The 13,545-nt window shown below is 64.7% G+C and carries 8 protein-coding genes, 3 tRNA genes and 1 rRNA gene; 9 read left to right on the forward strand and 3 right to left on the reverse strand.

Annotated features, from left to right (window positions below; translation table 11 throughout):
- Nucleotides 1–60: 60 nt before the first annotated feature.
- Nucleotides 61–732, forward strand: a complete 672-nt coding sequence (locus HNO51_RS01965; protein ID WP_209538349.1) for a metal-dependent hydrolase — start codon at nucleotides 61–63, stop codon at nucleotides 730–732.
- On the opposite strand, the gene HNO51_RS01970 is transcribed toward HNO51_RS01965, so the two are convergent.
- Genes HNO51_RS01970 through HNO51_RS01980 form a run of 3 tightly spaced genes read right to left on the reverse strand, consistent with a single transcriptional unit; the run spans nucleotide 708 to nucleotide 4,784 of the window.
- On the reverse strand, nucleotides 708–2,090 hold the full coding sequence (locus HNO51_RS01970) for a sigma-54-dependent transcriptional regulator (RefSeq protein WP_197449396.1): 1,383 nt from the start codon (nucleotides 2,088–2,090) through the stop codon (nucleotides 708–710). The genes HNO51_RS01965 and HNO51_RS01970 overlap by 25 nt on opposite strands.
- Nucleotides 2,083–3,999 (reverse strand): sensor histidine kinase, encoded by a 1,917-nt coding sequence (locus tag HNO51_RS01975; RefSeq protein WP_242597182.1) that lies wholly within the window; start codon nucleotides 3,997–3,999, stop codon nucleotides 2,083–2,085. Before HNO51_RS01975 ends, HNO51_RS01970 begins: the two co-directional genes overlap by 8 nt.
- Before the next feature lie 11 nt (nucleotides 4,000–4,010).
- Nucleotides 4,011–4,784, reverse strand: a complete 774-nt coding sequence (locus HNO51_RS01980; protein WP_197449397.1) for a GntR family transcriptional regulator — start codon at nucleotides 4,782–4,784, stop codon at nucleotides 4,011–4,013.
- A gap of 315 nt (nucleotides 4,785–5,099) precedes the next feature.
- Here HNO51_RS01980 and HNO51_RS01985 point away from each other — a divergent pair, with 315 nt between their 5' ends.
- The 8 genes from HNO51_RS01985 to HNO51_RS02020 all read left to right on the forward strand — a co-directional run bounded on the left by HNO51_RS01985 (nucleotide 5,100) and on the right by HNO51_RS02020 (nucleotide 13,490).
- Nucleotides 5,100–5,855: a (Fe-S)-binding protein gene (locus tag HNO51_RS01985; RefSeq protein ID WP_197449398.1), complete on the forward strand. Its 756-nt coding sequence runs from the start codon at nucleotides 5,100–5,102 to the stop codon at nucleotides 5,853–5,855.
- Nucleotides 5,852–7,315 carry a LutB/LldF family L-lactate oxidation iron-sulfur protein gene (locus tag HNO51_RS01990; protein ID WP_209538350.1) on the forward strand — a complete coding sequence of 488 codons (1,464 nt, stop codon included), beginning with the start codon at nucleotides 5,852–5,854 and terminating at the stop codon, nucleotides 7,313–7,315. The genes HNO51_RS01985 and HNO51_RS01990 overlap by 4 nt, the downstream gene beginning before the upstream one ends.
- Nucleotides 7,312–7,980, forward strand: a complete 669-nt coding sequence (locus tag HNO51_RS01995) for a LutC/YkgG family protein (RefSeq protein WP_197449400.1) — start codon at nucleotides 7,312–7,314, stop codon at nucleotides 7,978–7,980. The genes HNO51_RS01990 and HNO51_RS01995 overlap by 4 nt, the downstream gene beginning before the upstream one ends.
- Nucleotides 7,977–10,859, forward strand: a complete 2,883-nt coding sequence (locus tag HNO51_RS02000) for an FAD-binding and (Fe-S)-binding domain-containing protein (protein ID WP_209538351.1) — start codon at nucleotides 7,977–7,979, stop codon at nucleotides 10,857–10,859. Before HNO51_RS01995 ends, HNO51_RS02000 begins: the two co-directional genes overlap by 4 nt.
- A gap of 622 nt (nucleotides 10,860–11,481) precedes the next feature.
- A 16S ribosomal RNA gene (locus tag HNO51_RS02005) occupies nucleotides 11,482–13,021 on the forward strand.
- A gap of 93 nt (nucleotides 13,022–13,114) precedes the next feature.
- Nucleotides 13,115–13,191 (forward strand) — tRNA-Ile (locus HNO51_RS02010).
- Nucleotides 13,192–13,207: 16 nt separating this feature from the next.
- Nucleotides 13,208–13,304, forward strand: a tRNA-OTHER gene (locus HNO51_RS02015).
- A gap of 110 nt (nucleotides 13,305–13,414) precedes the next feature.
- A tRNA-Ala gene (locus HNO51_RS02020) sits at nucleotides 13,415–13,490 on the forward strand.
- Nucleotides 13,491–13,545 lie beyond the last annotated feature (55 nt).

Consider the following 13,545-nt stretch of genomic DNA (forward strand, 5'->3'; position numbering starts at 1 on the left):
TTTCTGCGCCGGGCAAGTAATAATCTGTTTTTTTATCCAGTTGCTTGGGGTTTGCCCGGCATGGCCGACTTTCGTACCCATCTCAGTGCCGCCGTGGGGGGCGGTGCCCTGCTGGCCGTTGCCGGCTGGCAAGGAGGGCTCTGGTCCCCGGGAGAGGCGCTGCCGCTCGGGGTCTTGACCGCCTTCGGCGGCATCCTGCCCGACATCGACGCCGATCACTCCCACGCCGTGCGCCTGATCTTCAATACCATGGCCGTGATGTCGGTGGTGGTGGGCGTGCTGCTGCTGCATGCCCAGCTCGAGCCAGGGGCGCTGCTGATGGTGTGCGGCGGGCTCTATATCGGGGTGCGTCTCGTGCTCAGTCCGATCTTCAAGCGTTTTTCCGTGCATCGCGGCATCTGGCATTCGCTGCTCGCCGCCGCGCTGTGCGGGCTGGCGACCAGCGCTGCCGGCTATCAGTGGCTAGGCCAGCCGGCCTGGCTCGCCTGGGCCCAAGGGGTGGCGCTGCTGCTGGGGTATTGCATCCACCTGCTGCTCGATGAACTCTACAGCGTGGATCTTACCGGTGCGCGGCTCAAGCGCTCCTTCGGCACCGCTCTCAAGCTGTTCGACTACCGCGCGCCAGGCAACTCGCTGCTCATGCTGCTGATCGCGGCGAGCCTGCTGCCCTGGCTGCCGCCCTTCGCCTCCCTGCAGGCGCTGTGGCTTCAGGGTTCGACCTTCTGGCGGTAGTCCTCGGCCTTGAGTCCGTACTTGCGCAGCTTGTCGTAGAGCGTCTTGCGCGGCAGGCCGAGATGCTCGCAGACCTCGGTGATACGTCCGCGGTGGCTGACCAGCGACTGGCTGATCACGCTCTTCTCGAACAGCTCTACCTGCTGCGGCAGGGCGAGTTCGGCGTTGTCCACCTCGACGCCTTCGAGCAGCACGTCGAGGCGGTGGTCGAAGGCCGAGCCCAGCAGTACGTAGCGCTCGGCCAGGTTGCGCAGCTCGCGCACGTTACCGGGCCAATCATGGGCCATGAGGGTCGAGATGCCGCCGGCGTCCAGCGGAGGGGTCTCCTGTCCGCTGCGGTTGGCGGCGACCACGGCGAAATGCTGGAACAGCAGGGGGATGTCCTCACGCCGCTCGCGCAGCGGCGGGATCGGCAGGGTGACGACGTTGAGCCGGTAGTAGAGGTCTTCACGAAACTCGCCGGCCTCGGCGGCCAGCTTGAGATCGACCTTGGTGGCGGCGATCACGCGAATGTCCAGCGGTACGGCCTCATTGGCGCCGAGACGCTCGACGCAGCGCTCCTGCAGTACCCGCAGCAGCTTGACCTGCAGTGCCAGCGGCATCGATTCGATCTCGTCGAGAAACACGGTGCCGCCGTTGGCATACTCGAACTTGCCGATGCGCCGCTCCACGGCGCCGGTGAAGGCCCCTTTCTCGTGGCCGAACAGCTCCGACTCGATGATGCTTTCCGGCACCGCGCCGCAGTTGATGGCGACGAACGGGTGGCCGCCGCGTGGGCTGCGTTCGTGGATGGCACGTGCCACCAGGTCCTTGCCGGTACCGGTCTCGCCGAACAGCAACACGTCGGTTTCCACTTGGGCGATGCGCTGCACCATGGAAGCGAGACGCTGGATGGCGGGGGTGCGTCCCACCAGGCGCGGCCCCGGCGCGGCCTGCTGCGCTTCCAGTTCGGCCTTCAGCTGACGGTTCTCCAGGCTCAGCCGGCGCTTGTCGACACCGCGGCGCACCATCTCGACCAGGCGCTCGCCGGCGAAGGGTTTCTCGAGAAAATCCCAGGCTCCCTCACGCATGGCTTCCACCGCGGTGGAGATGTCGCCGTGGCCGGTGATGAGGATCACCGGCAGGTCGGGGTCGCGCAGGCGTACCTCGCGCAGCAGGGCCATGCCATCCATGCCGGGCATGCGGATGTCGCTGACGATCACGCCGGGAAAATCGGACGTGAGCGTTGCCAGGGCGCTCTCGGCGCTGGCGTGGGGTTCCGGCTGGTAGCCGGCCAGCTCCAGGGTCTGGCCGGCGGTAATGCGCAGGTGGGGTTCGTCGTCGATGATCAGTACCGGAATGGCCGCCGGGTCATGCATGTGAGCGCTGCTCCTGGGTTGGCGATGTCTGGGAGGTGTCGGGACGCTCCTCGCGGGGCAGGGTAATGGTGAAGCGTGCGCCGGCGCCAGGCTGGTTGGCGGCCTCGATGCTGCCTCCCAGGTCGTTGATGATGCGTGCCGAGATCGACAGGCCCAGCCCCAGCCCGCTGCCCGGCGACTTGGTGGTGAAGAAGGGTTCGAAGATGCGCGACAGGTGCGCTTCGGGAATGCCCGGCCCGCTATCGGTGACGCTGATCCGCACCTGTGCCGGCTCGACCTCGACGCTCAGGAAGAGCTTGGGGGCGGGCGACTCCGTCATCGCCTGCAGCGCATTGCCGATCAGGTTGACCAGGACCTGCTCGAGGCGCACCAGGTCGGCATGCACCCAGACCTCGTCCTCCCAGCAGCGGATCACCTCGACCTCGCGCAGGCGGTTCTGGTAGAGCCGCAGGGCATACCCGAAGCAGGCCTGCACCGACACCGCCGTCAGCGAGCTTTCGCTCTTGCGCGAGAACTGGCGCAGCTGAGCGCTGATCTCGGCCATGCGCTCGGTCAGCTCGACGACCTGGGCCAGGTTGGCATCGGCGGCCTCCAGGCGCTGACGCTCGAGGAAGGCGCGGGCGTTCTCGGCGTAGGCGCGGATGGCGGCCAGCGGCTGGTTGAGTTCATGATTGATGCCGGCGGCCAGTTGGCCGAGTACGGCCAGCTTGGCGGCCTGAATCAGCTCGTCGCGGGTCTGGCGAAGGTTCTCCTCGGCCCGGCGGCGCTCCTCGATCTCGTCGGAAAGCCGGCGGTTGGTCTCCAGCAGATCGCGGGTACGGTGCTCGACATTGCGCTCCAGCTCGTCTCGTGCGTGAGCCAGGGTCTGGCGTTCGCGCTCGGCGAACAGCTCGCGCTCCCGGCGCAGGCGCAGTCGCTGCCAGCCGATGCCGCCGGCCAGGGTGACCACGCCGTAGAGCCCCCCGGCCAGCGCGGCGGCCAGCCACTGGGCGCTATAGACCGAGTCCAGCGGCTTGAGGATGTGCATGTCCCAGCCGAACGCCTCCATGTGGCGGGCCAGGCCGAGATAGCGGCTCCCGCTCAAGGGACCTTGGGTGAACCGCACCAGTTGGCTGCCGTCGTCGCGATCCGCGAAGATTTCGATGCCGGAGTGGGCCAGGGGCTCGTCGGCGTAGCGACGGGTAGCCAGCAGCGCTTGGCGCTCCTCCTCGGAGAGTGGATGCAGTGCGGCCATGCGCAGCGCGGGGTGGCTGGCCATGAAGATGATGTCGTCCTCGTCGGTCACCATCAATTCGGCATCCTGCTCGGCCCAGCTCGCCTCGACGGCGTCGAGCAGCACCTTGATCACCATCACGCCGCTGGGGCGAGCGTCGGGAGCGGTGTCGTCCAGCCATACTGGGGCCGAGAAGTAGTAGCCGCGCTCGAGTGACTGCACGCCCAGGCCGTAGAAGCGACCGCGCCTGCCCTCGATGGCGTCCTGGTAGTAGCTACGGAAGGCGTAGTTCTGGCCAATGAAGGTATCCGGCCGATGCCAGTTGCTGGCTGCTACGGTATTGGCGTATGCATCCAGCAGGTAGACGTCCGATACATCCGCCGTGGCGCGGAACTGGTCGAGCAACAGGTTGAGCGGCATCGGGTCCTGCTGTCCTCGGTTGAGCAGGAAGCGTCGCACCATTTCGCGCGAGGCCAGCAGTTGCGGCAGGTAGTCATGACGAGTCAGGTGCCCTTCCAGGCCGGCAGCGGAGAGCCGCAGCTCGTTCTCGGCCTCTCGCACCAAGGTCTGCAGGGCTTGCTCGCGCGCCATCTGGGCGGTTTGCCACATGACCACGACCAGGCCCAGCGGCAGCAATAACAACAGCAGCCGACGCAGGGGGAGCGGCAGGCGGGGTGGACGGTGTGGGCCTTTCACGCGGCGGTTCCCTACAGCTGGATTTCCGGCAGCGCCTGGGCGCGCCGCAGCGCGCGCTGAGCGCGGGTCTCGGCGCGCTCCATTTCCAGCAGCTCCTCCTCGACGAATACCAGGTGCTCGTGGGAGCGCGCCCGCGCATCCTCGGCGCGGCCCTCGAGGATGGCATCCAGCAGGGCGCGGTGCTGCTTCATCAGCATCGGCCGCGACTGCGGTTTCTCGAACAGGTGGGCGAGGTTGTCGACGATGCTCTTCTCCAGCAGATGGAAGATGCCGCGGATGGTATGTAGTAGAAGAACGTTGTGTGCGGCCTCGGCAATCGCCAGGTGGAAGGCGGCATCCGCCTTGGCTTCCAGTTCGGGGTCGCGGCCGGCGAAGCACGCCTCCAGTTCCTCGAAGCGCTTGATCAGCATGGCGCGATCGGCCGGCGTGGAGCGCAGGGCGGCATAATAGGCCGAGATGCCCTCCATGGCGTCGCGGAATTCGAGCAGGTCCAGGTGGAACTCCTGGTGCCTGGCCAGCATGTCGAGCAGCGGGTCGCTATAGCCGCTGTTGAGTTCGCGGGTGACGAAGGTGCCGCCGCCCTGGCGGCTGGTCAGCAGGCCGCGGGTCGCCAGCTTCTGAATGGCCTCGCGTAGCGAAGGGCGCGAGACACCGAAACGCTCGGCCAGCTCACGCTCCGGTGGCAGGCGCTGGCCGGGCTTGAGGCTGCCCTCAAGGATCATCGCCTCGAGGCGCTCGGTGATGACGTCGGCCAGCCGCGGCTGGCGCACGTTTTGATAGGTCATGCGAATCTTCCTGAGGAGAGCCGATGCTCACTTAATTGGTCTTACCAATAATGGCCTGAAACAGATCGCCTTGCAAATGGCTTGATCTCATCAGGCCTTCAGCGCAACCAAGGTAAACGCTCTCTTGCGCTGGCGCTTAGACGAAAGTCTATGCAAATCCAGCGCATAAAGCAGGGCTCGGCGTTGACACTGACAATGGAGGGCCCTAAGGTTCAACGACTTTCATGGGTAAATTGGTTTGACCAATTTTCCAGAAGGCTCAAAGCTATAATCAGCAAGACCGCTACTGCCCACGGCCGACAGTGAGGGAGCCTCATGACGCCAGTCAAGCTATACCCACCCAAGCCGGAGAAGGTCTACTTCTTCGGCACCTGCCTGATCGACCTCTTCTATCCCGATGCCGGTCTGGATGGCATACGCTTGCTGGAGCGCGAAGGTATCGAAGTGCTCTTCCCCCAGGACCAGACCTGCTGTGGCCAGCCGGCCTATACGTCTGGCTATCACGACGAGGCGCAGGCGGTGGCGGCGGCGCAGCTCGATCTCTTTCCCGAGCCCTGGCCGATCGTCGTGCCCTCGGGCTCCTGTGGCGGCATGATGCGCACCCATTACCCGCAGCTCTTTGCCGGCACCGAGCATGAGACGCGCGCCAACGAGGTGGCGGGGCGTACCTACGAGCTGACCGAGTTCCTGCTGCATGTCTGCCAGCTCAGGCTCGAGGATCACGGGCAGCCCGAAAAAGTGGCCATGCACACGTCCTGCAGTGCCCGTCGCGAGATGGGCCTGGCCGAGACCGGTCCGGCGCTGCTTGCCCGCATGGGTCAGGTCGAACTGGTGGAGCAGGCCCGCGCCGCCGAGTGCTGCGGCTTCGGCGGCACCTTCGCGGTACGCCACCCCGAAGTCTCCGCGGCCATGGTCGAGGACAAGACCCAGGCGATCGAGGCCACCGGGGCGACGCGTTTCGTGACTTCCGATTGCGGCTGCCTGATGAACATTGCCGGCCGTTTCGAGCATCAGGGCAAGCCTGTCGAGGGCGAGCACATCGCCAGCTACCTGTGGCGGAGGACCTCATGAGCGCTTCCGAAGTACAGACGTTCACTCCCCGCGAGTTCCATCGCCAGGCTCACGATGCCCTGGGCAACCCGCAGATTCGCGCCAACTTTCGCAAGGCGATGGATGGCCTGATGGCCAAGCGACGCGACGTCTTCAGCGACTGGGATCTCGAGACGCTACGCGAGCTCGGTGCCAACATCCGCCTTCGCGCGTTGGCCAAGCTGCCCGACCTGCTCGAGCGGCTCGAAGCCAACTGCCAGGCCAACGGCATTCAGGTGCACTGGGCCGAGAACGGCGACGAGGCGTGCCGCATCATTCGTGGAATCTGCGAGCGCCACGGCGCCAAGGCGGTGATCAAGGGCAAGTCGATGGTCTCCGAGGAGATGCACCTCAACGCCCATCTGGAAGCGGCGGGCATCGAGGCGCTGGAGTCCGACCTCGGCGAATACCTGGTGCAGCTCAACGAGCAGACGCCCTCTCATATCATCATGCCGGCGATCCATCTCAATACCGATGAGATCTCCGACATCATGCACACCAGGACCGGTACCGAGCGGACCCGTGACGTCGACACCATGACCGCGGCCGCGCGCGCCCAACTGCGCGAGCGCTTCATGGCGGCCGACGTGGGCGTCTCGGGGGTCAACTTCGCCGTGGCCGAGACCGGCACCCTGTGTCTGGTGGAGAACGAGGGCAACGGCCGCATGACCACCGCCGTACCGCCGGTGCACATCGCCGTGACCGGCATCGAAAAGGTGGTCGAGCATCTGCGCGATGTGCCGCCGCTCTACGCGCTGCTGACCCGTTCGGCCACCGGCCAGCACGTCACCACCTACTTCAACATGATCAGCTCGCCGCGCAAGCCCGGCGAGCACGACGGGCCGCAGGAGGTCCATCTGGTACTGGTCGACAGCGGCCGCTCCAACATCTACCAGGACGACGAGCTGCTCGACACCCTGCGCTGCATCCGCTGCGGCGCCTGCATGAACCACTGTCCGGTCTATACCCGGGTGGGCGGCCACACCTATGGCACCACCTACCCCGGCCCCATTGGCAGCATCCTGATGCCGCACATGATGGGCCTGGAAGAAACCAAGGACCTGCCCACCGCCTCGAGCCTGTGCGGCGCCTGTGGCGAAGTGTGCCCGGTCAAGATCCCGATTCCCGACCTGCTGGTGCGCCTGCGCCGCGAGGCGGTGGGCGAAGGGCGCGGCAACGTGCCCGGTGCCGGCGTCAAGCGGACGAAGAAGGAAGTGGCGGCGTGGAAAGGCTTTCAGTGGCTGGCCACGCACCCCGGGGTCTGGCGCAGTAGCACGGCCATCGCCGGCAAGCTGCAGGCGCTGATGCCATCGAAGCTGGGGCCCTGGACCGAATACCGCACCGCGCCCAAGCCGGCCAAGGTTTCACTGCATGCCTTGGTCAAACAGCACAAGGCCAAGCGCCATCAGGCAGAAAAGGCCGACGGGGAGGAACGCTCATGAGCGCCCGCGACAATATCCTCAAGCGCCTGCGCGAACGCACCGACGGCCCGCTGACGGCGCCGCAGAGCGACTTTGCCGTGGTCACCGGGCGCGGCTGGGATCATGCAGAGCGGCTGACGCGCTTCGAGCGCTGGATCACCTCCGTGCATGGCGAGGTGATCCACACGTCACGCGATGACTGGACCAAGGCACTTGCCGAGCTGCTCGAGGCCAAGGGCATTCGCCGCCTGGCCCTGGGGCGGGAGCACCCCGTGGCCGCCGAGGCGCGCGCCGCCCTGGCCGAAGGCGAGGTCTCCCTGGTCGATGCCGACCGCGACATCGAGACCTGGCGGCACGAGCAGTTCCACGATACCGATGCCGGCCTGACCTCCACCCGTGGCGCCATCGCCGAGACCGGCAGCCTGTGGCTGTGGCCGACCCCCGACGAGCCGCGCCTGCTGAGCCTGGTGCCGCCGATCCACATCGCCGTGCTCGATGCCGACACCGTCGAGGACACCTTCTTCGACGTGGTCGAAGCCCACGGCTGGGCCGGCGGCATGCCCACCAATGCGCTGCTGATCTCGGGGCCGAGCAAGACCGCCGACATCGAACAGACCCTGGCCTATGGCGTCCACGGCCCGCGCGAGCTGGTGGTGCTGCTGCGCCACGCCGAGGAGCGCCCATGACCGCCGCAACGAAGGCGCCTGCTGCCGACAGCTGGCGTGAGCTCAAGCAGGAACTGCTCAAGATCATGCCCGCCGAGCGGCTGATCGACGATCCGCTGCGCACCCTGGCCTACGGCACCGACGCCAGCTTCTACCGGCTCATCCCAAAGCTGGTGGTGCGTCCCGCCGACGAGGATGAGCTGATGGCGGTGCTGGCCGGCTGTCGCCGGCGCGGCCTTCCGGTTACCTTTCGCGCCGCCGGCACCTCGCTCTCGGGGCAGGCCGTCACCGACTCGGTACTGATCCAGCTGCGCGAGGGCTGGCGCGGCCACGAGATTCTGGATGGTGGCCGAGCGATCCGCCTGCAGCCCGGCGTCATCGGCGCCCGGGCCAACCAGCTGCTGACTCCCTTCGGACGCAAGATCGGCCCCGACCCGGCCTCGATCAACAGCTGCATGGTGGGTGGGATCGCCGCCAACAACGCCTCGGGCATGTGCTGCGGCACGGCGCAGAACAGCTACCGTACGGTGCGCGACATGCGCGTGATCCTGGCCGACGGCACCCGCCTGGATACCGCCGACCCGGCCAGCCGCGAGGCGTTTCGGCGCAGCCATGCCGAACTCGTCGAAGGGCTCGAACGGCTTTCCGCCGAGACCCGGGCCAATACGGCGTTGGCGGAAAAGATCCGCCACAAGTACCGGCTCAAGAACACTACCGGTTACGCGCTCAACAGCCTGATCGACTTCGACGACGGCATCGAGATACTCAAGCACCTGATGATCGGCTCCGAGGGCACGCTCGGCTTCATCAGCACCATCACCTACGACACCGTCATCGACGAACCGCACAAGGCCGCGGCGCTGGTCTTCCTGCCCGACATGGCCACCACCTGCCGCGCCACCATCGCGCTCAAGCCTGCGCCGGTTTCGGCGGTGGAGCTGATGGACCGCGCTGCCTTGCACTCGGTAGAGAACAATCCCGGCATGCCCGAGGGGCTCAGGCGCCTGCCCGAAGGGGCTGCGGCGCTGCTGATCGACGTGCGCGGCCATGACGAAGCGGAACTTCAGGCACGGCTTGAGGCGGTGCAGGCGATCTTCGAGGGCATTCATACCCTGGAGCCGGTCACCTTCACCCGTGAAAAAGGCCTCTACGAACTCTACTGGAAGATCCGCAAGGGTCTTTTCCCTGCCGTGGGGGCGGTGCGCGACACCGGCACCACGGTGATCATCGAGGACGTCGCCTTCCCCATCGAGCGCCTCGACGAGGGTGTGCTGGCGCTGACCGACGCCTTCCATCGTCACGGCTACTCCGAGGCGATCCTGTTCGGCCACGCCCTGGAGGGCAACCTGCACTTCGTCTTCCCTCAGGGCTTCGAGAAGCCCGGCGAGGTGGAGCGCTACCAGGCGCTGATGGACGAGGTGGCGCAGCTGGTCGGCGTCGAATACGGCGGTTCGCTCAAGGCCGAGCACGGCACCGGGCGCAACATGGCGCCCTACGTCGAATTGGAGTGGGGCCCCGAAGCCTATGCGCTGATGTGGCAGATCAAGACATTGTTCGACCCGGAGAATCTGCTCAATCCGGACGTCATCCTCAGCCGCAACCCGACCCTGCACCTGGAGAACCTCAAGCCGCTGCCGGCGGCCGATCCCATCGTCGACAAGTGCATCGAGTGCGGCTTCTGCGAGCACGTCTGTCCCTCGCGGGATCTCACTCTCACACCGCGGCAGCGCATCGTCGCCGCCCGCGAGATGGCCAGGCTCGAGGCGCTGGGCCCAAGCCTCGACAGCGAAGAAGCCGAACGCCTCGAGCGGTTGCGCGAGGACTATCGCTACGCCGGCGACGAGACCTGTGCCGTCGACGGCCTATGTGCCACCCAGTGCCCGGTGGGCATCAACACCGGCGAACTGATCCGTGAGATGCGCCGCGAACGCCTGGCGCCGTATGCCGATACGGCGCATCGTGTTGGACGCCATTTCTCCGGCACCACGCGCCTGGCGCGGGGCATGCTCCACCTGGCCGGTGTCGGCCGCGCCGTGCTCGGCGAGCGAGGCCTCTCCAAGGTCAGCGGGGCCATTACCCAAGCCAGCGGCGGCAAGGTGCCCCAGTGGATACCCACCCTGCCCAGGGCAGCGTCGATTCGCGTGCTGGACCGAAAGCGGACTAGTGACAGCGTGCGAGACAAGGTGGTCTACTTTCCATCCTGCGCCACGCGTGTCTTCGGCGCCGGGCATGGCGACAGCGAGAGCCGTTCGATCATGGAGATCACGCTCTCCCTGCTGGAGAAGGCCGGCTTCGAGGTGATCGTACCCGAAATGCCGGGGCACCTATGCTGCGGCATGGCGTTCCAGTCGAAGGGTCAGTTCGAGGAGGCGACGCACAAGGCGCGCGAGCTCAACCGCGAGCTGCTGGTGGCCAGCCAGAACGGCCGCTACCCGATCCTCAGTGACACCAGTCCCTGCGTGCTGCATATGCAGGGGCGGCTGGACGAGCGGTTAACGGTGCAGGAACCGGTGGCCTTCGCTCACGATCACCTGCTGCCGCGGCTCGACGTCACGCCGCTCGACGAGCGCGTGGCCGTGCACGTGACCTGCTCAAGCACGCACATGGGCCTGGGCGAGCGCATGGTGGCCCTGGCAAGGGCCTGCGCCCGTGAAGTCGTGGTGCCGGCCGAGATCACCTGCTGCGGCTTCGCCGGCGACAAGGGGCTGATCACGCCGGAACTCAATGCCTCGGCCCTGAAAGGGTTGGCCGAGCAGGTGGGCGAATGCGATGCGGGGTATTCCAACTCGCGCACCTGCGAGATCGGTCTGTCGCTGCATGGCGGCATCCCGTATCGTTCGATCCTGTCTTTGCTCGATCGTGCCAGCCGCGAGCACAGGGAAGCGGTCGAGACAGCCTGAATCCTCCACAGCTGCTCGCGAGCGAGCGGCTGTGGATAAGTCTGTATGTCATGTGCCTGGAATTTTTCTCTCCAAAGGCCTTGCGAGCGCCCCGGGGAATGCGTAAAGTACTCATCCGCTGCCGGCGACGGGCAACGTGGCCAGCGGTGGGAGGAGTGGTAAGTGGTTGTCATGCTTTGGATTTTTCGACTCGCTTCGCAAGATTCGCGCTTGACGCCCGCGGTGGATTCGGTAGAATGCGCCCCACTCGAAAGCAAGTCCGCAAGCGGGCTTGCGGTCGCCGGCTCAGGCGGGTCTTCGCGGTCAGGATCACCTCGGTGACGGCCTCGAAGAGAGTTGACAAACTCCGACGCTTCAGTAGAATACGCCTTCCTCGCAGGGCGCTGGCGAGGCCCCTCGGTCACGGGATCGACGGCCACGACAGCAAGCGAGCTGCTCTTTAACAATCGATCAGGTAATTCATGTGGGCGCTTGTCGATGAGGTGGTGAGAAGTCACACCATTTCAAGGCAAGCGACTCGTCGAGACCTTCGGGTCTTTTGAGAAGCTTTGACCTTGAGCCGAGTTTGGTTCGCTTTCGTCCGTTTCTTCGGGAAGGGGCGAGCAAGAACCGCAATGATTTGAAACTGAAGAGTTTGATCATGGCTCAGATTGAACGCTGGCGGCAGGCCTAACACATGCAAGTCGAGCGGCAGCACGGGGAGCTTGCTCCCTGGTGGCGAGCGGCGGACGGGTGAGTAATGCATAGGAATCTGCCCGGTAGTGGGGGATAACCTGGGGAAACCCAGGCTAATACCGCATACGTCCTACGGGAGAAAGCAGGGGACCTTCGGGCCTTGCGCTATCGGATGAGCCTATGTCGGATTAGCTGGTTGGTGAGGTAACGGCTCACCAAGGCGACGATCCGTAGCTGGTCTGAGAGGATGATCAGCCACATCGGGACTGAGACACGGCCCGAACTCCTACGGGAGGCAGCAGTGGGGAATATTGGACAATGGGCGCAAGCCTGATCCAGCCATGCCGCGTGTGTGAAGAAGGCCCTCGGGTTGTAAAGCACTTTCAGTGGGGAAGAACGCCTTCCGGCTAATACCCGGAAGGAAAGACATCACCCACAGAAGAAGCACCGGCTAACTCCGTGCCAGCAGCCGCGGTAATACGGAGGGTGCGAGCGTTAATCGGAATTACTGGGCGTAAAGCGCGCGTAGGCGGCTTGATAAGCCGGTTGTGAAAGCCCCGGGCTCAACCTGGGAACGGCATCCGGAACTGTCAGGCTAGAGTGCAGGAGAGGAAGGTAGAATTCCCGGTGTAGCGGTGAAATGCGTAGAGATCGGGAGGAATACCAGTGGCGAAGGCGGCCTTCTGGACTGACACTGACGCTGAGGTGCGAAAGCGTGGGTAGCAAACAGGATTAGATACCCTGGTAGTCCACGCCGTAAACGATGTCGACTAGCCGTTGGGTCCTTCGCGGACTTTGTGGCGCAGTTAACGCGATAAGTCGACCGCCTGGGGAGTACGGCCGCAAGGTTAAAACTCAAATGAATTGACGGGGGCCCGCACAAGCGGTGGAGCATGTGGTTTAATTCGATGCAACGCGAAGAACCTTACCTACCCTTGACATCCTGCGAACCCTTCGGAGACGAAGGGGTGCCTTCGGGAACGCAGAGACAGGTGCTGCATGGCTGTCGTCAGCTCGTGTTGTGAAATGTTGGGTTAAGTCCCGTAACGAGCGCAACCCTTGTCCCTATTTGCCAGCGATTCGGTCGGGAACTCTAGGGAGACTGCCGGTGACAAACCGGAGGAAGGTGGGGACGACGTCAAGTCATCATGGCCCTTACGGGTAGGGCTACACACGTGCTACAATGGTCAGTACAAAGGGTTGCGAACTTGCGAGAGTGAGCCAATCCCAGAAAGCTGATCTCAGTCCGGATCGGAGTCTGCAACTCGACTCCGTGAAGTCGGAATCGCTAGTAATCGTGAATCAGAATGTCACGGTGAATACGTTCCCGGGCCTTGTACACACCGCCCGTCACACCATGGGAGTGGACTGCACCAGAAGTGGTTAGCCTAACCTTCGGGAGGGCGATCACCACGGTGTGGTTCATGACTGGGGTGAAGTCGTAACAAGGTAGCCGTAGGGGAACCTGCGGCTGGATCACCTCCTTAAACGACGTATCACGCCTCGCGGCAAGTGCTCACAATGAATTACCTGATCGGCCAGAGCAAAGACTGTTTGGGTATAGACCCAGCGCGGCCAATGGGTCTGTAGCTCAGTTGGTTAGAGCGCACCCCTGATAAGGGTGAGGTCGGCAGTTCAAATCTGCCCAGACCCACCATTCTCGAGCTTCGGCCGGGTCTGTCGCTCAGTTGGTGAGAGCGCACCCCCGGAAGTTCTGCAAAGAGAAGGGTGAGGTCGCCGGGTTTATTTCAAATCTGCCCAGACCCACCAATTTCGCCGGATACGGCGTTGCTTTGAACCTCGCATAGCGGAGCTATGCGTCGGCCCAAAGCGCCTTGTCTCCGACGAAATTCATCGCCAGTTGCAATGCGGTGATCAGTGGGGCCATAGCTCAGCTGGGAGAGCGCCTGCCTTGCACGCAGGAGGTCAGCGGTTCGATCCCGCTTGGCTCCACCACTTCCCCGCAGTCTACCCTGATCGGATCTGCAGTCATAAGCCATCGTCGCACCTT

This window comes from Billgrantia sulfidoxydans (assembly GCF_017868775.1).
In the GTDB taxonomy this organism is placed as follows: Bacteria; Pseudomonadota; Gammaproteobacteria; order Pseudomonadales; family Halomonadaceae; genus Halomonas; species Halomonas sulfidoxydans.

Coding starts and splice junctions, on each gene's coding strand:
- HNO51_RS01965 (WP_209538349.1), top strand. CDS start 61: ATGGCCGACTTTCGTACCCATCTCAGTGCCGCCGTGGGGGGCGGTGCC.
- HNO51_RS01970 (WP_197449396.1), bottom strand. CDS start 2,090: ATGCATGACCCGGCGGCCATTCCGGTACTGATCATCGACGACGAACCC.
- HNO51_RS01980 (WP_197449397.1), bottom strand. CDS start 4,784: ATGACCTATCAAAACGTGCGCCAGCCGCGGCTGGCCGACGTCATCACC.
- HNO51_RS01985 (WP_197449398.1), top strand. CDS start 5,100: ATGACGCCAGTCAAGCTATACCCACCCAAGCCGGAGAAGGTCTACTTC.
- HNO51_RS01990 (WP_209538350.1), top strand. CDS start 5,852: ATGAGCGCTTCCGAAGTACAGACGTTCACTCCCCGCGAGTTCCATCGC.
- HNO51_RS01995 (WP_197449400.1), top strand. CDS start 7,312: ATGAGCGCCCGCGACAATATCCTCAAGCGCCTGCGCGAACGCACCGAC.
- HNO51_RS02000 (WP_209538351.1), top strand. CDS start 7,977: ATGACCGCCGCAACGAAGGCGCCTGCTGCCGACAGCTGGCGTGAGCTC.